This window comes from Pseudomonas sp. NPDC089408 (genome assembly GCF_044749445.1).
In the GTDB taxonomy this organism is placed as follows: domain Bacteria; phylum Pseudomonadota; class Gammaproteobacteria; order Pseudomonadales; family Pseudomonadaceae; genus Aquipseudomonas.
This window is the reverse complement of the sequence record NZ_JBIVHY010000004.1, coordinates 26,421-49,134: the sequence shown is the minus strand read 5'-3', so window position 1 is coordinate 49,134 and position 22,714 is coordinate 26,421. Positions and strand designations below refer to the sequence as shown.

The 22,714-nt window shown below is 66.9% G+C and carries 1 protein-coding gene; it reads left to right on the top strand.

Translation table 11 applies throughout. The annotated features are described in order from the left end of the window. Window positions 1-137: 137 nt before the first annotated feature. Complete coding sequence (locus ACIP02_RS08290; RefSeq protein WP_400615115.1) at window positions 138-22,685, top strand: BapA/Bap/LapF family large adhesin; 22,548 nt, start codon at window positions 138-140, stop codon at window positions 22,683-22,685. The last annotated feature ends 29 nt before the right edge of the window (window positions 22,686-22,714 follow it).

The window sequence follows — 22,714 nt, the reverse complement described above, 5'->3', positions numbered from 1 at the left end:
GCTGCTATATCTCCCTAACCACCCAATTCTCGACTGCCTGGTCGAGACAGCGCGAAACACCCCTTGAAGGGCTCTGTTACGGCGGTTGTGGCCCGAACTGTTCGGGCGGGGATTCTGGATACCAGCAGGGAGCATCCATGGAAAACATCGTCGTCGCCGATAAACAATCCGAAGTCGCCACTCAGAGCGCCTGGGGCAACATCAACCTGAAGGGCCCAGGCGTCGTACAGATGCCGGTAGCCCCCGACCAGATCGCCACGGTCACCCAGCGCGGGCAAGACCTGATCGTCACCCTGAAGTCCGGTGAAAAGGTCACCATTGGCAATTTCTTTGCCGTGGACCAGGCCGGGGTCGGCAGCGACATCGTCTTCGTCGGCGAAGACGGCACCCTGTGGCACGCCCAGTACGATGCAGCAGCGTTTACCGGTTTTACCTTCGAAGACGTGGCCTCGCTGGACGAGCTGGTTGCGGGTATCGGCACTGCTGGTGACGCCATGCCCACTTGGGCGATCGCCGGGCTCAGCTTGCTCGGGGTCGGCGGCGCAGCGGCGGCGGCGGACGGCGGCGGCGGCGGTGGCAGCAGTGGTGGCGCGGATCCGGACACTACCGCACCCGCTACGCCGATCGACCTGCTGGTGTCGCCAGATGGCCTGCGCCTGACCGGCCGTGGCGAAGCAGGCAGCACGGTGAATATCCGTGACGCCGCCGGCAACATCATCGGCAGCGGCACCGTGGCGGCCGATGGCAGCTTTGATGTGACGCTGAACCCGCCGCAGGCCAACGGCGAACAACTTGAAGTCACCCTGACCGACGGCGCCGGCAATGTCTCGGCGCCTGGCACTGTCACCGCACCGGACATCGACACCCCCGACACCACCGCCCCTGAGCAACCGACCGACCTGGCCTTGGCCAATGGTGTAACCCTCTCCGGTCGCGGCGAACCGGGCGCTACCGTGCAGGTGCGCGATGCTGCCGGCAACCTGATTGGCAGCGGCGTGGTCAACGCCGACGGCAGCTTCAGCCTCACCCTGGCCCCGGCCCAGGCCAATGGTGAGCACCTGGATATCCGCCAGGTGGATGCCGCCGGCAACCGTTCGATCCCGCTGGAATTCACGGCCCCGGACATCACCCCGCCCGATGCCGTTACCAATATTCTGGTCGGCCCAGGGGGTGCAGCCCTGAGCGGTCGTGGCGAACCGGGTGCCACCGTCGAAGTGCGCGATCCCAACGGCAACGTTATCGGCACTGGCGTGGTGAGTACCAATGGCACCTTCCTGATCAACCTTGACCCTGCCGTGCAGTCGGGCGAGCACCTGAGCCTGGTGCAAACGGACCCGAGCGGGAACGTTTCGCCGGCGACCGAATACGATGTACCGCTGACCGGCACCCTGGACAGCCCGAGTAACCTCACCATCGATGCCGACGGCACCACCCTGACAGGTACCGCTCCGGCCGGCAGCCGCGTGGAAGTGCACGATGCCAACGGCACCCTGATCGGCAGCGCCATCGCCAATGCCGATGGCAGCTTCAGCATCGAACTGGACCCTGCTCAGGCTAATGGCGAGCTGCTGGACGTGGTCGCCATCGATGACGGCGGCGTTTCCTCGCTGCCTGTTCAGATCACCGCTCCGGACATCACCGCCCCTGCCGCGCCAACCGAACTGGCCGTCAGCGCTGACGGTACTGTGCTGACCGGCCGTGCCGAACCTGGCAGCACCGTGCGCATCGTTGGTGCCGACGGTACTGAGCTTGGCACTGCGCTAGTGGGTGCCACCGGTGTCTTCAGCATTACCCTCAATCCGCCCCAAGTGGACGGCGAGGTAGTGCAAGCCACTGCATCCGATGCCGCTGGCAACACCTCTACTGCCAGCTCTGTCACTGCGCCGGATATCGATGGTGGTGACACCACGCCACCCGATGCCCCTGTCGATCTGGTGATCGGCCTGGCCGGCAGTCAACTGAGCGGCCGCGGTGAAGCCGGTACCACGGTGCAAGTGCGCGACGCCGCAGGCAATATCCTGGCAACCGGCACCGTCGGCGCCGATGGCACCTTTGCTGTCACCCTCGACCCTGCCGTGAAAGACGGCAGCACCCTGCAAGTCACCCTTACGGATGCCGCTGGCAACGTGTCTCAGCCTGGCTCGGTCGCCTCGACCGATCTGCTGCCGCCAGCCCAGCCCACAGACCTGGCCCTGGCAAACGGCGTGACCTTCACCGGTCGCGGCGAACCTGGCGCTACCTTACAAGTGCGTGATGCTGCCGGTAACCTGATCGGTAGCGGTGTGGTGGGGGCTGATGGTTTGTTCAGCCTGACCCTGTCCCCTGCCCAGGCTAACGGCGAAGCGCTGGACGTACGTCTGGTCGATGCGGCCGGCAACACCTCGGCACCGCTGCAGTTCGATGCACCGGACATCACTCCACCCGAAGCCGTGAGCAACATCGTCGTCGGCGCCGGTGGCCTGGCCCTGAGTGGCCGTGGCGAACCGGGTGCGACCGTTGAAGTACGTGACGCCGATGGCAACGTGATCGGCACCGGCGTGGTCGGTGCCAACGGTACCTTCCTGATCGACCTGGATCCGGCGGCTCAACCTGGCGACCTACTGAGCCTGGTGCAGACAGACCCGAGCGGCAATGCTTCGGTAGCCCTGGAATACGACGTTCCGCTGACCACTGCCCCGGACAGCCCAAGCAACCTGCTAATCGACGCCGATGGCACCACCCTCACCGGTACTGCACCAGCCGGCAGTCGCGTGGAAGTCCACGATGCCAACGGCAACCTGATCGGCAGCGCCATCGCCAACGCCGATGGCAGCTTCAGCATCGAACTTAACCCTGCCCAGGCCAACGGCGAACTGCTGGACGTGGTCGCCATCGATGACGGCGGCGTTTCCTCGCTGCCTGCTCAGATCACCGCTCCGGACATCACCGCCCCTGCCGCACCGACCGAACTGGCCGTCAGCTCCGACGGTACCGTGCTGACCGGCCGTGCCGAACCCGGCAGCACCGTGCGCATCATCGGCGCTGATGGCACCGAGCTAGGCACTGCCGTTGTCGGTGCCACCGGCGTGTTCAGCATTACCCTCAATCCGCCTCAAGTAGACGGTGAGATACTGCAAGCCACCGCATCCGATGCCGCCGGCAACACCTCTACCGCCAGCTCGGTCAGCGCACCGGATATCGATGGTGGTGATACCACGCCACCCGATGCCCCTGTTGATCTGGTGATCAGCCTGGCCGGCAGCCAACTCAGTGGCCGCGGTGAAGCCGGTACCACGGTGCAAGTGCGCGACGCCGCAGGTAATATCCTGGCAACCGGAACCGTCGGCGCCGATGGCACCTTTGCTGTTACCCTCGACCCTGCCGTAAAAGACGGTAGCACCCTGCAAGTTACCCTCACCGATGCCGCTGGCAACGTATCGCAGTCAGGCTCGGTGACTTCGGCCGACTTGCTGCCACCTGAACAACCAACCGAACTTGCCCTGGCAGACGGCGTGACCTTCACCGGTCGCGGCGAACCTGGCGCCACCGTGCAGGTACGTGACGCTGCCGGTAACCTGATCGGTTCTGGCGTGGTCAATGAAGACGGCAGCTTCAGCCTGACCTTGTCCCCTGCCCAGACCAACGGCGAAGCGTTGGATGTGCGCCAAGTCGATGCTGCCGGCAATACCTCGGCACCGCTGCAGTTCGATGCACCAGACATCACCCCGCCAGACGCCGTGAGCAACATCGTCGTCGGCGCCGGTGGCCTGGCCCTGAGTGGCCGTGGCGAACCGGGTGCGACCGTTGAGGTGCGCGATGCCGATGGCAATGTGATCGGTACTGGCGTGGTCGGTGCCAATGGCACCTTCCTGATCGACCTCGACCCGGCCGCACAACCAGGTGACCCACTGAGCCTGGTGCAGACCGATCCAAGCGGCAACGCTTCGGCAGCCTTTGAATACGACGTACCGCTGACCACAGCACCCGACAGCCCGAGCAACCTGCTAATCGACGCCGATGGCACCACCCTCACCGGTACTGCACCAGCCGGCAGTCGCGTGGAAGTCCACGATGCCAACGGCAACCTGATCGGCAGCGCCATCGCCAACGCCGATGGCAGCTTCAGCATCGAACTCAATCCCGCCCAGGCCAACGGCGAACTGCTGGACGTGGTCGCCATCGATGACGGCGGCGTATCTTCGCTACCTGCTCAGATCACCGCTCCAGACATCACCGCCCCTGCCGCACCGACCGAACTGGCCGTCAGCTCCGACGGTACCGTGCTGACCGGCCGTGCCGAACCCGGCAGCACCGTGCGCATCGTCGGCGCCGATGGCACCGAGCTTGGCACTGCCGTTGTCGGTGCCACCGGCGTGTTCAGCATTACCCTCAATCCGCCTCAAGTAGACGGCGAGGTACTGCAAGCCACCGCGTCCGATGCCACCGGCAACACCTCTACCGCCAGCTCGGTCACCGCACCGGATATCGATGGTGGTGACACCACGCCACCCGATGCTCCTGTCGAACTGGTGATCGGCCTGGCCGGCAGCCAACTCAGTGGCCGCGGTGAAGCCGGTACCACGGTGCAGGTGCGTGACGCTGCCGGCAACATCATCGCGACTGGCACCGTCGGCGTGGATGGCACCTTTGCTGTCACCCTCGACCCAGCCGTAAAAGACGGTAGCACCCTTCAAGTTACCCTCACCGATGCCGCTGGCAACGTTTCGCAGCCAGGTTCGGTCGCCTCGACTGACCTGCTGCCACCAGCCCAGCCCACCGAACTGGCCTTGGCCGACGGCGTGACCTTCACCGGTCGCGGCGAACCTGGCTCTACCGTGCAGGTACGTGATGCCGCCGGCACCCTGATCGGCACCGGCATTGTCGGCGCCGACGGGCTGTTCACCCTCACCCTGTCCCCAGCTCAAGCCAATGGCGAAGCGCTGGACGTGCGTCTGGTCGATGCGGCCGGCAATACCTCGACACCACTGCAATTCGATGCACCAGACATCACCCCGCCAGACGCCGTGAGCAACATCGTCGTCGGCGCCGGTGGCCTGGCCCTGAGTGGCCGTGGCGAACCGGGTGCGACCGTTGAGGTGCGCGATGCCGATGGCAATGTGATCGGTACTGGCGTGGTCGGTGCCAATGGCACCTTCCTGATCGACCTCGACCCGGCCGCACAACCAGGTGACCCACTGAGCCTGGTGCAGACCGACCCAAGCGGCAACGCATCCGTGGCCGTCGAGTACGACGTACCGCTGACCACCGCACCCGACAGCCCAAGCAACCTTGCCATCGATGCCGACGGCACCACCCTCACCGGTACTGCACCAGCCGGCAGCCGCGTAGAAGTCCGTGACACCAACGGTGTCCTGATCGGCAGTGCCCTCGCCAATACCGACGGCAGTTTCAGCATCGAACTGAACCCACCTCAGGCCAACGGCGAACTACTGGACGTGGTCGCCATCGATGACGGCGGCGTCTCTTCGCTGCCGGCACAAATCAACGCGCCGGATATCACCGCGCCTGCCGCACCAAGCGACCTGGCGGTCAGCGCTGACGGCAGCGTTATCACCGGCCGTGCCGAACCCGGCAGCACCGTGCGCATCGTCGCGACCGATGGCACCGAACTGGGCAGCGCCGTGGTTGGCTCGACCGGCGTATTCAGCATCGCCCTCGCCCCACCGCAAGTCGACGGTGAGGTGCTGCAAGCCGCGGCAACCGATGCCGCGGGCAACACATCGCCCACCAGCGTGGTGACCGCACCGGACATCGACGGTGTCGATACCACGCCACCCGCAGCCCCGACCGACCTGGTCATCGGCCTGGCCGGCCAGCAGTTGAGCGGCCGTGGCGAGCCAGGCACGACCGTGCAGGTACGCGATGCCGCCGGTAACGTACTGGCCACCGGCACCGTTGCGGCAGATGGCAGCTTTGCCATCAGCCTCGACCCGCCCGTAAACGACGGCAGTACCTTGCAAGTTACCCTCACCGACGCCGCCGGCAACGTTTCGCAGCCAGGTTCGGTCGCTTCGCCAGACTTGCTGCCCCCTGCCCAACCCAGCGAACTGGCCCTGGCCGCTGGCGTGACCTTCACCGGTCGCGGCGAACCGGGCGCTACCGTGCAGGTACGCGATGCCGCCGGCACGGTCATCGGCACGGGCGTGGTGAATGAAAACGGCACCTTCAGCCTCACGCTCACCCCTGCCCAGGCCAATGGCGAAGCGCTGGACGTGCGCGTAGTCGACGCTGCCGGCAACACCTCGGCACCGTTGCAATTCGATGCACCGGACATCACCCCGCCTGACGCTGTGAGCAACATCGTTGTCGGTGCCGGTGGCCTGGCCCTGAGCGGCCGTGGCGAACCGGGTGCCACTGTGGAAGTACGTGACGCCGATGGCAACGTGATCGGCACCGGCGTGGTCGGTGCCAACGGTACCTTCCTGATCGACCTGGATCCGGCGGCTGAACCTGGTGACCCACTGAGCCTGGTGCAGACCGACCCGAGCGGCAATGCCTCGGTCGCCCTGGAGTACGACGTTCCGCTGACTACGGCCCCGGACAGCCCAAGCAACCTGCTCATCGATGCCGCCGGCACCACCCTGACCGGTAGCGCACCGGCAGGCAGCCGCGTGGACGTGCACGATGCCAACGGCACCCTGATCGGCAGCGCCATCGCTAATGCCGACGGCAGCTTCAGCATCGAGCTGAACCCTGCCCAGGCCAACGGCGAGCTGCTAGACGTGGTGGCTATCGATGACGGCGGCGTTTCCTCGCTGCCTGCGCAGATCACTGCACCTGATATCACCGCACCTGCTGCCCCCACCGAACTGGCCGTCAGCGCTGACGGCACTGTGGTCACCGGCCGCGCCGAGCCCGGCAGCACGGTGCGCATCCTCGCTGCGGACGGCACCGAGCTGGGCAGCGCCGTGGTCGGCGCGACCGGCGCGTTCAGCATCGGCCTCAACCCGGCACAAGTGGATGGCGAAGTGCTGCAAGCCACGGCCACCGATGCCACAGGCAATACCTCGGTGGCCAGTTCGGTCACCGCGCCGGACATCGACGGCGGCGATACCACGCCACCAGAGGCCCCGACCGATCTGGTCATCGGCCTGGCCGGCAGCCAACTCAGCGGCCGCGGCGAAGTCGGCAGCACCGTGCAGGTGCGCGACGCTGCCGGCAACATCATCGCCAGCGGCACCGTCGGTGCAGATGGCACCTTCGCCGTCACCCTGGACCCTGCCGTGAAAGACGGCAGCACCCTGCAAGTCACCCTCACCGACGCCGCCGGCAACGTTTCGCAGCCAGGTTCGGTCGCCTCGCCAGACTTGCTGCCCCCTGCCCAACCCAGCGAACTGGCCCTGGCCGAAGGCGTGACCTTCAGCGGTCGCGGCGAACCGGGCGCCACCGTGCAGGTGCGCAACGCCGCCGGCACCGTTCTCGGCAGCGGCCTGGTCGGTGCCGATGGCCTGTTCAGCATCACCCTCGCCCCGGCGCAGGCCAACGGCGAAGCGCTTGACGTACGCCTGGTGGATGCCGCCGGCAACAGCTCCGCACCGCTGCAATTCAACGCCCCGGACATCACCCCGCCAGATGCCGTTAGCGACATCCTGGTCGGTGCGGGCGGCACAACCCTGAGTGGCCAAGGCGAAGCCGGTGCCGCCGTGGAGGTGCGCGATGCCGATGGCAACTTGCTGGGCCGTGGCGTAGTCACCGCCAACGGCACCTTCGTGATCAACCTCGACCCGGCCGCACAGCCCGGCGACCAGCTGACGCTGTTGCAGGTGGACCCAAGCGGCAACGCGTCGGTGGCCGTCGAATACGATGTGCCGCTGACCACCGCCCCCGTCAGCCCGAGCGGGCTGATCATTGATGCCGATGGCACGACCCTCACCGGTACTGCACCAGCCGGCAGCCGCGTGGAAGTTCACGATGCCAGCGGCGCATTGATCGGCAGTGCCACCGCCAACGCCGACGGCAGCTTCAGCATCGAACTCAACCCTGCCCAAGCCAACGGTGAACTGCTGAACGTAGTGGCTATCGATGCTGATGGCGTTTCCTCTACCCCGTCGCAGATCACCGCGCCCGACAGCACCGCCCCAGCCGCGCCTAGCGAGCTGGCGGTCAGCGCGGACGGCAGCGTCATCACCGGCCGCGCCGAGCCCGGCAGCACCGTGCGCATCGTCGCCGCCGACGGCAGCGAACTGGGCACTGTCGTGGTCGGCCCGACCGGCGCGTTCAGCATCGACCTCAGCCCAGCACAGATCGACGGTGAAGTACTGCAAGCCACCGCCACCGATGCCGCTGGCAATACTTCACCGACCAGTGCGGTCACAGCGCCAGACCTCGACGGTGTCGATACCACACCGCCAACGGCACCTACCGACCTGGTCATCGGCCTGGCCGGCAGCCAACTGAGCGGGCGCGGCGAGCCGGGCGCCAACGTAGAAGTGCGTGATGCGGCAGGCAATGTACTGGCCACCGGCACCGTGGGTGCAGACGGCAGCTTCGCGATCACCCTGGACCCGGCCGTGAACGACGGCAGTGCCCTGCAAGTCACCCTGACCGATGCCGCCGGCAACGTTTCGCAGCCTGGCTCGGTCACCTCGCCAGACCTGCAACCGCCTGCGCAGCCTACCGAGCTGGTGCTGCTCAATGGCGTCACCTTCAACGGCCGCGGCGAACCGGGTGCCACCGTACAGGTGCGCGATGCCGCCGGTGCCCTGATCGGTACCACCATCGTCGGTGCCGACGGGCTGTTCAGCCTGTCCCTGTTGCCTGCGCAGGCCAACGGCGAGGCGCTGGATGTGCGCCTGGTGGATGCCGCTGGCAACAGCTCGACGCCATTGGAATTCACCGCCCCGGACATCACCCCACCGACCGCCGTCAGCAACATCGTGGTCGGCGGCGACGGCCTGGTCCTGAGTGGTCGCGGTGAAGCCGGTGCCACTGTCGAAGTACGCGATGCCAACGACACCGTGATCGGCAGTGGTGTGGTCGCGGCCAACGGTACCTTCCTCATCGACCTCGACCCTGCCGTGCAGCCTGGCGAGCAACTGAGCCTGGTGCAGACCGACCCGAGCGGCAATGCCTCCGAAGCACTGCAGTTCGAAGTCCCAGTCACCACTGCCCCGGCCAGCCCGAGCGACCTGGTGGTTGCCGAAGACGGCAGCAGCATCAGCGGCACCGCGCCTGCTGGTACCCGCGTGGAAGTGCGTGACGCCAATGGCGCATTGGTTGGCAGTGTCGTCGCAGGTGCCGATGGCAGCTTCACCGTCACCCTCGACCCGGCCCAGGCCAATGGCGAACTGCTGGATGTGGTGGCCATCGACGGCAACGGCGCCTCGTCGCTGCCAGTACAAGTCACCGCGCCGGACATCACCCCACCGGTCGCTCCGAGCGAGCTGGTCATCAATGCCGACGGCAGCGTGGTCACCGGCCGCGCCGAAGCAGGCAGCACCGTACGCGTGCTGGCGGCTGATGGCACCACCGTGCTCGGCAGCGTGGTGGTGGGTGCCACCGGCAGCTTCAGCATCACCCTCGACCCGCCACAAGTGAACGGCGAGGTGTTGCAAGTCACCGCCACCGATGCCGCCGGCAATGCCTCTACAGCCGGCAACGTCACCGCACCGGACATCGACGGCGGCGATACCACGCCACCAGAAGCCCCGACCGGCCTGCTGATCAACGCTGCCGGCAGCCAGCTGAGCGGTCGTGGCGAGGCAGGTGCCACCGTTCAGGTACGCGATGGCGCAGGCAATGTGATTGCCGATGGTTCGGTCAACCCGGATGGCACCTTCACCCTCGCCTTGAGCCCGGCCATCACCGATGGCAGCGCCCTGCAAGTCACCCTGACCGATGCCGCCGGTAACGTTTCGCAACCTGGCTCGGTCAATACGCCGGACCTGCAGGCCCCGGCACAACCGACCGAACTGGCCCTGGTCGATGGCGTCACCTTCACCGGACGCGGCGAACCTGGCGCCACCGTACAGGTACGCGATGCCACTGGCACCGTGATCGGCACCAGCCTGGTCAACCCGGACGGCAGCTTCAGCGTCACCCTGTTCCCGGCCCAGGCCAACGGTGAGGCGCTGGACATCCGCGTGGTGGACGCCGCCGGCAACAGCTCGACGCCGCTGGAATTCACCGCGCCCGACACCACGCCGCCAACCCTGGTCAGCAATATCGTGGTCGGCGCCGATGGCCTGGCCCTGAGTGGCCGTGGCGAAGCCGGTGCAACCGTAGAAGTACGTGATGCCAACGGCGACGTAATCGGCACTCGCGTGGTCGCGGCCAACGGTAGCTTCCTGATCGACCTCGACCCTGCCGCACAACCGGGGGCTCAGTTGAGCCTGGTGCAGACCGACCCGAGCGGCAATGCCTCTGAAGCGCTGCAATATGAAGTGCCGATCACTACCGCGCCCGCCAGCCCTAGCGACCTGGTAGTAGCGGAAGACGGTGCCAACATCACCGGCACCGCCCCGGTCGGCAGCCGTGTGGAAGTCCACGATGCCAACGGCACACTGGTGGGCACCGTGGTGGTAGGCGCCGAAGGCACCTTCACCGTCATCCTCAACCCGGCCCAGGCCAACGGCGAGAAGCTGGAGGTGGTGGCCATCGATGGCAGCGGCGCGTCGTCGCTGCCGGTGCAAATCACTGCACCAGACATCACGCCGCCGGTTGCCCCGAGCGAGTTGGTGATCAATGCCGATGGCAGCGTGGTCACCGGCCGCGCCGAAGTCGGCAGTACCGTACGCGTGCTGGCCGCCGATGGCACCACCGTGCTCGGCAGCGTGGTGGTTGGCGCTACCGGCAGCTTCAGCATCACCCTCGACCCGCCACAAGTGGACGGCGAGGTGTTGCAAGTAACCGCCACCGATGCCGCCGGCAATGCCTCTACAGCCGGCAACGTCACTGCACCGGACATCGACGGCGGCGACACCACGCCACCGGACGCCGCCAGCAACCTGGTCGTCGGCCTGGCCGGCGCCCAGCTCAGCGGCCGCGGCGAAGCCGGTGCCAACGTGCAGGTGCGCGACGCTCAGGGCAACGTGCTGGCCAACGGCACGGTCAACCCGGATGGCACCTTCCAGGTCACCCTCGACCCGGCAATCAAGGACGGCAGCACCTTGCAAGTGGTGCTGACCGATGCCGCCGGCAACGCCTCTGAACCCGCATCGGTTGTTACCCCGGACCTGCAGGCGCCTACCCAGCCGACCGGCCTGGACCTGGCCGACGGCGTTACCCTGACCGGTGGCGGCGAGCCGGGTGCCACCGTGCAGGTACGCGATGCTGCGGGCAACGTGATCGGCACCGGTGTGGTCGACGTAGAAGGCAGCTTCAGCGTTACCCTGTCTCCGGCTCAGGACAATGGCGAAGTACTCGACATTCGCCTGGTCGATACCGCTGGCAACGTCTCCACCCCATTGCAGTTCGATGCCCCGGACATCACCCCGCCTGCCGTGGTCAGCAATATCGTGGTCGGCGCCGATGGCCTGTCCCTGAGCGGCCGCGGCGAAGCCGGTGCCACCGTCGAAGTGCGCGACGCCAGCGGCACGCTGATCGGCAGCGGCACGGTGACCGAAAACGGCACCTTCCTGCTCGACCTCGACCCGGCCGCGTTGCCAGGCGAGCGCGTGAGCCTGGTACAGACCGACCCTAGCGGCAATGCCTCCGAAGCGCTGACCTACGACGTGCCACTGGTGGTCACCCCAACCAGCCCGAGCGGCCTGGTGGTGGCCGAAGATGGCGCCAGCATCAGCGGCTCGGCCCCGGCCGGCAGCCGCGTGGAAGTACACGATGCCAACGGCACGCTGGTCGGCAGCATCGTGGTCGGTGCCGAAGGCACCTTCACCGTGGTACTCGACCCGGCCCAGGCCAATGGCGAACTGCTGGACGTGGTCGCCGTCGACAGCAATGGCCTCTCGTCGCTGCCGGTGCAGGTCACCGCGCCTGATATCACCCCACCCGTGGCCCCAAGCGAACTGACCATCGCGGCCGACGGCACCGTGGTCAGCGGCCGTGCCGAAGCGGGCAGCACCGTGCATGTGCTGGCGGCCGATGGCACTACCGTGCTGGGCGAAGTGGTCGTGGGCGCCAGCGGTGCCTTCGAAATCACCCTTACCCCACCGCAAGTGGCGGGCGAACAGCTGCAAGTCACTGCCACCGATGAGGCCGGCAATGCCTCGCAGGCCGGCACCATCACCGCACCGATCGTCGACAACGGCGGCGACACCACGCCACCGGAGCCGGCCAGCGAACTGGTGATCAGCAACGACGGGCGCACTGTCTCGGGCCGCGGCGAAGTTGGCGCGACCGTGGAAGTGCGCAACGACCAAGGCGAAGTACTGGTCAGCGGCACCGTGCAGCCGGACGGCAGCTTCAACGTGACACTGCCGACCCCGGTGGTGGACGGCTCGTCGCTGCAGGTGACCCTGACCGATGCCGCCGGCAACGTGTCGACCCCAAGCCCGCTGACCGCGCCGGACCATGTGGCGCCGGTGCAACCAAGCGACCTGGCACTGGCCAATGGCGTGACCCTGAGCGGTAACGCCGAAGCCGGCGCGCGGGTGGATGTGCGCGACGCCTCGGGCAACCTGATCGGCAGCACCATCGCCGGGCAGGATGGCACCTTCAGCCTCACCCTCGACCCGGCCCAGGCCAACGGCGAGACCGTGTCCGTCAGGGTGACCGATGCGGCCGGCAACACCTCGGTGCCGCTGAGCTACGTGACCCCGGACATCACCCCGCCGCAAATCATCAGCAACGTCGTGGCGGGTGCCGGCAGCCTGGTTATCTCTGGTCGCGGCGAAGCCGGTGCCACGGTGGAGGTCCGCGATGCCAACGGTGTCGTCATCGGCACTGCCATCGTTGCCGCGAACGGCACCTTCCTGGTCGACCTCAACGGGCCGATAGCGGCGGGCGACGCCATTGTGTTGCAGCAGACCGATGCCGCCGGCAACCCTTCGGTTTCGCTGACCGTGATCGTACCGCCCACCGCTGTGCCGGAAAGCCCGGCTGGCCTGGTGGTTGCTGCCGACGGCAGCTCCATCAGTGGTACCGCGCCGGTCGGCAGCCTGGTGGAGGTGCGTGACACCCAAGGCACCCCAATCGGCAGCGTGCAGGTCGGCAACGACGGCACCTTCACCCTCCCGCTCACCCCCGCCCAGGCCAACGGTGAACTGCTGGATGTCGTGGCGATCGACGCCGATGGCAACAGCTCGCTGCCAAGCCAGATCAACGCACCAGACATCACCCCGCCGAACGAAGCCAGCGAGCTGCAACTGAGCAACGATGGCAGCGTGCTGACCGGCCGCGGCGAACCGGGCACCACCGTGCAGGTGGTCGATGCCCAGGGCAACGTGCTTGGCAATGCCCAGGTCGGTGCCGACGGCGTGATCAGCGTGGTCCTCACCCCACCGCAAACCGACGGCCAGGAACTGGACGTGGTACTGCGTGACGCCGCGGGCAACAGCTCGACTGCCAACGTCATCGCGCCAGACCTGGACGGCCCGCTGCAACCTTCTGGCCTGGCAGTTGATACCACGGGTATCCACCTGACCGGCCAAGGCCAGAGCGGCTCGACCGTGACCGTGCGCGATGCCGACGGCAACGTGCTGGGCACGGCCACCGTGGGCGGCGATGGCCGCTTCGACGTCACCCTCAACGCACCGCAGCGCAACGGCGAAAGCCTGACCGTGGAAGCCACCGACAGCCAGGGCAACAGCGCCGGCCCGGTTGACTTCACCGCGCCAGACCATACCCCGCCGCAAGTGGTCACCACCCCGGCCATCGACGACAACGGCACCACGGTTACCGGCAACGGCGAACCGGGTGCAACCGTGACCGTGCGCGGGCCGGACGGCAGCGTGCTGGGCAGCATCGTGGTTGGCGCTGGCGGCGCGTTCGAAATCACCCTCGACACCCCGCAGACCAACGGCCAGGCACTGACCGTGGAGCAACGTGACCCGAGCGGCAACCTGTCGGCAGCGGTCGACCTGCCAGCACCGGACAACGAGGCACCTGAAACCCCGGCCGGCCTGACCCTGGCCGGCGATGGCGGCAGCCTCAGCGGCAGCGGCGAGCCGGGTGCCCAGGTAACTGTCACCGGCACCGGCGGCGCAGTGTTGGGCACCGCCACGGTGCAACCGGACGGCATCTTCCTGGTGACCATCGACCCGCCACAGCTCAATGGCCAGACCCTGTCCGTCACCCAGGCGGACAGCACTGGCAACATCTCTATCGCCGGCAGCGTGACCGCACCGGATCTTGAAGCGCCGGTACCGGCGCAAGGCCTGGGCATCAACGACACCGGCACGGCGCTCACGGGCCAGGCCGAACCGGGCAGCACGGTCGAAGTACGCAACGGCGCTGGCGACCTGCTGGGCTCGGCTGTGGTGGAAGAGGACGGCAGCTTCAGCGTGCCGCTTGTTCCGGCACAGACCAACGGCGAGACCGTGTCGGTAGTAGTGGTCGATGGTGGCGGCAACACCTCGCCGTCTACCGCCTTCACGGCTGACGACACCACTGCGCCAGGCGCACCGGCCGGCCTCACCATCACCTCGGGCGGCAATGCCATCCAGGGCACCGGCGAGGCAGGCAGCACCGTTGAAGTACGCAACGCGGGCGGCGACCTGCTTGGCAGCGTGGTAGTACCGGCAGGCGGCAACTTCACCGTGCCGATCGCCCCGGCACAGCTGGATGGCCAGGCACTGCAAGTCACCCTGACCGATGCGGCCGGCAACGTCTCTGGCAACACGCCGATCACCGCACCAGACATCACCCCACCGGCACTGCCTACAGGAGTGGAGTTCAGTGAGGATGGCAATACCGTCGTCGGCAACGCGCCGGGTGCAGCATCCGTAATCGTGCGTAACGCGGCTGGCGTGGAAACCACCGCTACGGTCAACCCCGACGGCAGCTTCAGCGTGACGCTGCCGAGCACCCTGAACAATGGCGAAACCGTGACGGTGATCGTCTCCGACCCGGCTGGCAACAGCTCGGCGCCGGTTACCGTTACCGCACCAGACAACACCGAGCCAGAACCTGCCACCGGCGTGACCGTGAGCCCGGATGGCAGCACCGTCGGCGGTACCGCCGAGCCGGGTAGCACCGTGGTCATCCGTGACCCGGTCACCGGCGGCGACCGCGGCACGACCACTGCGGGGCCGGATGGCACCTTTGTGGTAGACGTCGACCCACCGCTGACCACGGGTGAAAACGCCACCGTGGTGGTCATCGACCCTGCCGGCAACGAGTCCGGCGGCGTCACCGTCACCGGCCCGACCGGCACCGAGGCGGCAACGCCTGCAGGCCTGGCCATCAGCGCCGACGGTTTCGTGCTGACCGGCACCGGCACGGCCGGTTCGCTGATTACCGTGACCTCAGGCGGTACCACCCTGGGCACCGCGACGGTGGGCAGCGATGGCACCTTCCGGGTGTTCTTCGGCAACGCCCAGCTCAATGCACAAACCTTGCAGGTCAGCGCACGTATCGGCGCCGATGGCCAGCCGTCGGTTCCGGCCACCGTAGTCGCCAACGACACCACCGCGCCAAACGCACCGACCGCAGACATCAACCGCACCGGCAATACGCTGACCGGCCAGGGCGAAGTGGGCGCAACCGTGCGGGTCACCGATGCCCAGGGAACCCTGCTCGGTACCGCCGTGGTCGGCAGCAATGGCCTGTACAGCGTCACCCTCACCCCGGCTGCCGCCAACGGCCAGAACCTCATCATCACCCAGGCCGACGCCGCCGGTAACACATCGTTGGCAGCCAGCGTGCAGGCACCAGACCTGCAGGCACCGCTGGCGGCCAGCAACCTCAGCCTCAACAGCGCGGCCACCGTGCTCAGCGGCCAGGGCGAAGCCGGCGCCAGCGTCACCGTGCGTGATGCCAGTGGCGCCATCCTGGCCACCGGCACGGTCAACCAGAGCGGGCAGTTCCAGATCACCCTGCCCAGCGCGCAAACCAGCGGCGCGGCGCTGCAGGTCACCCTCAGCGATGCCGCCGGCAATGTCTCCGGCCCGGCCAGCCTGGCCACGCCAGACCGCACACCGCCTGCTGCTGTCAGCAACCCGGTATTGAGCCAGGACGGCCGGCAGCTGTCCGGCAGCGGCGAGGTGGGTGCCACCGTCCAGGTACGCAATGGATCGGGGGCTGTACTGGGCACGGCAACGGTGGGCGCAGATGGCCGCTTCTCGGTCACCTTCGATACCCCTCAAGTCAGTGGCCAGGCCATCGGCGTGACGCAAGTCGATGCCGCCGGTAATACCTCGCCAGCGGTCAACGTGACGACCTCGGACCTGACCCCGCCAGCACCGTTGACCAACGTGGTGCTGAACAACAACGGCCTGACCTTGACCGGCCTCGGCGAAGCTGGCGCCAGCGTCACCGTGCGTGGCCCGGACGGCACCATCATCGGGACCGGCCTGGTCGCGGCCAACGGCAGCTTCAGCCTCACCCTGACCACGGCGCAGCTCAACGCACAGCAACTGGGCGTGACCCAGACTGACGCGGGCAACAACACCTCCGCTTCCGTAGCGGTGACCGCGCCGGACTTCACGCCACCGGCAGCGCCGACTGCACTGGCCCTGTCCGGCACCGGGCTGCAACTGACCGGCAACGCCGAAGCTGGCAGCACCGTGACCGTGCGCGATGCCAGCGGCAATGTGCTGGGTACCGTGGTGGCGAGCAGCAACGGCACCTTCCAGGTCACCCTGAACAGTGCCCAGACCAACGGCCAGACCTTGCAGGTAACCGCCACCGATGCGGCGGGCAACGTGTCGCAGGCTGCGCCTTACACGGCAGCCGACACCACGCCGCCAGCCGCGGTCAGCAACCTGGCGGTGTCCGCAGACGGCGCTACGCTCACCGGCCAAGGTGAAGCCGCGGCCACGGTCACCGTGCGTGCCCCGGACGGTACCGTGCTGGGCACCACCACCGTCGCTGCCGATGGCAGCTTCAGCGTGACCTTGTCGCCTGCAGCGTTCACCGGCGAAAACCTCAGCGTGGTGCAGGCCGATGCCGCACAGAACGCCTCGCCTGCGCAAACCGTCACAGCGCCGGGCGTCCTGGCGCCAGCCACGCCAGACAACCTGGTGCTGGCCGCCGACGGCTTGTCGGTAACCGGTACTGCCACAGCGGGCAGCACGGTCAACGTGTACGGCCCGAACGGCGTACTGCTGGGCAGCAGCCCGGTAGCCAACGACGGCACCTTCACCGTCGACCTGGGCAGTGCCCAGGCGAACGGTGAAGTGCTGCATGTAAGCGCGACGGGCAGCGATGGCACAGTATCGCTGCCGGCCACGCTGCTGGCACCGGACACCACCGCACCACAACCGCTGACCAACCTGGTGCTGTCCAACGACGGCCTGGTGCTGACTGGCCGTGGCGAGCCGGGCGCCACCGTCACCGTGATCGGTGAAGGCGGTATCGACCTGGGTACCGCCCTGGTCGACGCCAACGGCAACTTCAGCGCCAACCTGAGTGCCGCGCAAATCAACGGCGAACTGCTCAGCGCCAGCCAGGCGGATGCGACCGGCAACGAGTCCAACAGCATCAGCCTCACCGCGCCAGACCGTGTGGCGCCGGATGCGGCTGAGAACCTGGCATTCGCCGGGGGTGGCAGCCTGCTCAACGGTAGCGGCGAAGCCGGCGCCAACGTGTGGGTAATGGCCGCCGATGGCAGCGCGCTGGGCAGCGGCGTAGTCCGCGCCGACGGCACCTTCCAGGTCAACCTCAATGCACCGCAGGCCAACGGCCAGCACGTGCAGGTGATACTGACCGATGCGGCCGGCAACCAGTCTGCCGCCAGCGCCATCACCGCGCCGGATACCACACCACCGGTGGCACCGAGCGAACTGGCGGTTTCCGGCGATGGCGTTACCCTCACCGGCCGCGGCGAAGTCGGCGCCCTGGTGACCGTGACCGACCTGAACGGTGCTGAAATCGGCAGCGCCACCGTCGATGCCAGCGGTAATTTCACCATCACCCTGAACCCGGCGCTGGGTAACGCCGAGCTGCTCAGCTTCACCCAGACCGATGCCGCCGGTAACGTCTCGGCAGTGGCTACCTTGCTGACCCCGGACTTCACCCCGCCAGCCCCGCTCACCCAAGTGCTGATCAATGCTGACGGCAGTGTGGTCAGCGGGTTGGGCGAAGCCGGTGCAACCGTGATCGTGAGCAACGCCGCCGGTACCGTGCTGGGTACCGGTACTGTGCTTGCCGACGGTAGCTTCCGTGTCGAACTGTCACCTGCGCAAATCAACAACCAGGTGCTGTCGGTGCTGCAGGCCGACCCACCTGGCAACGTTAGCGAGCCGGTCACCGTGCAGGCGCCAGACCACACACCACCGGCTGCGGCAACCGAGCTGCGGCTCAATGCGGCAGGTGACGAGCTGGGTGGCCTCGGCGAAGCGGGTGCCACGGCACGCGTCTACGTCGGCACCACACAGATCGGTACCGCCGTGGTGGCCGCCAATGGCACCTTCGTGGTCGAACTGGATGCCGCGCAGCTCAATGGCCAGGTGGTGCAGGTAACCTTGACCGATGCTGCCGGCAACATCTCGCCAATCAGCTCGGTCACAGCAGTGGACATTACTCCACCGGCCACCGTGGTCGCCACCATCAACGACAGCGGCACGCAGGTGGTGGGTTCGGCTGAAGCCGGCACCCGCGTGACCGTGATTAACAACAACGGCGACCTGCTGGGCCAGGTCACGGTCGACCCGGACGGCACCTTCGTCCTCGGCCTGAACCAGCCACAGATCAACGGCGAAACGCTGACCATCATTGCCCAAGACCCCACCGGCAACCCGTCACTGCCTCTGGAGGTGACTGCGCCAGACCTCACCGCCCCTGTGCAGCCGGGCAACCTGCTGCTCAACCCGGCCGGCACGTCGATGACCGGTACCGCCGAAGCCGGTACCCTCATCACCGTGCGCGGCCCGGACGGCACTGTCGTGGGTTCGGTGCAAGTCGGCGAAAGCGGCCAGTTCACCGCGCCGATCAACCCTGCGCAAAACAATGGCCAGTTGTTGACCGTGGTGTCTACCGATGCGGCCGGCAATGCGTCTCTGCCTGCCGAGTACCAGACCCTCGACAGCTTGCGCCCGGACCCTGTCACCGAATTGGTGCTGAACAATACCTATACCGTGCTGACAGGGCGCGGCGAGGCCGGCGCGACGGTTACGGTGACTACTGCAAACGGCACGATCGGTACAGCGGTAGTGAGCGAAGCAGGCACCTTCTCGGTCAATCTGACCGGAACGGTCAATCCGCTCACCTTGTTGACGATCACCCAGGCCGACCCCACAGGCAACGTTTCGGACGGGGTGAGCATCTTCCCACCTCTGATCAACGCACCGCCTCCACCTACCAATGTCGTGCTGGCTGCCGATGGCCTGATCTTGTCGGGCACCGCCAACAGCGGGGTCGGCATACGGGTCTACGATGCAGCCGGCAACCAGATCGGCTCGGGCTCCGCCAACCTCAATGGCGGCTTTACCCTGCAACTGAACGTGGCGCAGCTCAACGGAGAGCAGATTACCGTGGTTGCCAATACGCTGCTGGGCGGTGACTCGCAGCCGGTGTTCGTACTGGCAGCGGACGTAACGCCACCGGCCAACCCGGCAGTGACCAGCCTGTCTGCCAACGGCTTGGTGCTGGTCGGTACCGGGGAGGCAGGTGCAACGGTGACCGTGCGCGATGTCGGCAACAATGTACTGGGCACCGCTGTGGTCAATGCCGCTGGCGGTTACAGCGTCAACCTCAGCGCCGCGCAACTCAACGGCCAGGTCCTGGCCGTAAGCCAGACCGACCGGGCCGGCAACCTGTCCGGTAGCACCAGTTACACCGCCATCGACGTACAACCACCGGCAGCCCCCACCAACGTCACCATCAACGGCGCGGGCACCGTCCTTACCGGTACCGGTGAAGCGGGCGCCACCGTCACCGTACTCGGCCCGAACGGCCAGGTCGGTAGCGGTGTGGTACAGGCCAACGGCACCTTCAGTATTACCCTGACTACCGCGCAGAACGATGGCCAACTGCTGGTGGTGCGCCAGGCCGATGCGGCTGGCAACCTGTCTGCCAGCACCAGCCTGACCGCGCCCGACACCACCCCGCCAGCTGCACCGCTGGCTACCATCAACCCCAACGGCACCTCGGTCAGTGGTTCTGGCCAGGTCGGCAGCACGGTCACCGTGCGCAACAGCGCCGGTACCGTGCTGGGCACCGCGACAGTGGGCAGCAACGGCCTGTTCGTGGTCAGCCTGACCGCCGCGCAGATCGACAACCAGGCGCTCAGCGTCACCCTCACAGACAGCGCCGGCAACGTGTCTACCGGCACCGCGCTGACCGCACCGGACCTGACCCCGCCTGCCGCTGCCGGCAACCTGGTGTTCAGTGCCGACGGCGGTACCCTGACCGGTACCGGCGAAGTGGGTGCCACCGTGACTGTGCGCAGCGCCAGCGGTACCGTGCTGCAAACCGCCACGGTGCAGCCGAACGGCACCTTCACCGTCACCTTGAGCCCGCCTCAGGACAACGGCCAGATCCTGTCAGTGACCCTTGCCGACCCGCGTGGCAATGTGTCGGGCAATGTCAACGTCACCGCACCGGATGTGGATGCCAACGCACCGGTCATTGCCAGCGACAACCTGGCCACGGCCACGGTCAACCTGGCGGCAGTTACCGCCAGCAAGACCTACACGGACAGCTTCACTACCCTGCTGGCAGGTTTCACCAAGACCTACACCTGGACTGTCGCGGCGGGCACCACGGCAGACCCGACCCTGACCCTGACCACCAGCAGCGCACTGGCCTTGCTCGACAACACCACCTTCACCCTGCAGGTGAAGAATGCGAGCGGCAACTGGGTGACCCTGGCCACAGGCAACAGCCAAGGCCTGCTGGACCTGATACTGCTGCCGTTGGGCCAAGGCCTGCGCGTCGACATCGGGGTGCTGCAGGCTGGCGACTACCGCTTGACCGTGGGCAGCGGTGGCATTGGCCTGATCACCACCGTGGGTACTACGCTGGACATCACTTCCACCAGCCTGACCGAGTTCATCGGTACTGGCACGGCCACCTCGGGCAACGTCATCACCGACGTGGGTACCGATGGTGCGGTGGATGCTCGTGGCCCGGACAGCGCCGCCGTGCTGCAGGTGCTCAAGGGGGGCAGCTATGTTTCCGCCGGCAGCGCCACCACTGTGCAGGGTCTGTACGGTACGCTGGTGATCCGCGGCGATGGCAGTTATACCTATACGCCAAACGGCAGCCCTGCCAGCGTCGGCAAGGTGGACGTGTTCAGCTATCAGCTGGTGCACCCGAACGGCCTGTCCGACAGCGCCAACCTGTATGTGCGTATCGACAGCCCGCAAGCCACGGAGATCTGGAGCAATACCAACTATGGCGCACCGGCCACGGTGCTTGATGCGGTCAACGATGTTGGCTTCAGCCAGCTGACCCTGGCCAACCGGGTGGATACCAGCAGCAGTACGCTGGGCTCGCTGAGCCTGCCCGTGATCGGCACGCGCCAGGCCACCTACACCACCACCGTGGCCGCCGACACCACGTCCAACCTGCAGGTGGTCGTCAACTCCGCCAACCTGCTGAGCCTGCTCAACGGCACAACGATCGACTTGCTCAAGCTCAACCCGGCCACCGGCCAGTATGTGCTGGTGCAATCGGTGGGCGGTGGCTCGTTGGTCAGCCTGCTGGGCGGTGGCGCAGGTTACACCTTCCAGAATCAGGGCGCCGGTACCTACCACGTACGGGTTACCGCGGGCGGCATCGGCCTGCTCAGCTCGATCACCACCAGCCTCAATGCCACCACCACGCACCTTACCGAGTTCGTGGTCAGTGGCGCCACGGCGGCGACCGGCAACCTGCTGACGGACGATAACGTCGGGTCGGCACTGACCGTGCTGAGCGTGCTGACTGCGGCCAACACCTACACCATCCCGGGCTATAACGGGGTGAGCGTGGCCGGTACCTACGGCACCTTGCTGGTGCACGCGGACGGCAGTTACACCTACACCCTCAACTCGGGGCTCACCTCGGCGGCGGTCGGCCAGCACGATACCTTCACCTACGAGCTGACCCACCCCAACGGCACCACCGACACGGCAACGCTGACCATCAACCTGGACAACGCTGCCGGCCTGACCACCACCACGTCGCTGCTGGCCGACACCGGCGAAGAGGCCGTGGCACTGGCTAGCCTGGCAGTTGCCACCGATGTACTTGCCGGCACCGACGGCAACGATCACCTGGTCGGCAGCCAGGGCGGGCACATCACCCTGGAAGGTGGCGCAGGCGACGATACCCTGGTGGTCGTCGACCAGAACTTCGCCAGCGTCGACGGCGGTACCGGCACCGACACCCTGCAATGGGGCGGCGGCGATGCCAGCATCGACCTGGGCAACCTGGTCGGTCGTGTACACGACATCGAAATCATCGACCTCAACGACACCAGCTCGGTGGCGCTTACCCTGAACCTGGCCGACGTGGTGGCCATCACCGAAACCGGCAACAACACATTGATGATCAAGGGGGATGAAAACGACTCGGTTCACATGACGGACAACTGGAGCCTGGTCGGGAACCAAACCGCCGACGGCATCGACTATAACCAATACACGGCTCAGGAGGATCCAAGCCACCAGCTCTGGGTGCAGAACGGTATCCACGTTGTCTGAGGCCGCTGCAAACCCGCCGGGCAAACGCC

Excerpts from the sequence above, each read along its gene's own strand:
- ACIP02_RS08290 (WP_400615115.1), top strand. The coding sequence starts at position 138 with ATGGAAAACATCGTCGTCGCCGATAAACAATCCGAAGTCGCCACTCAG.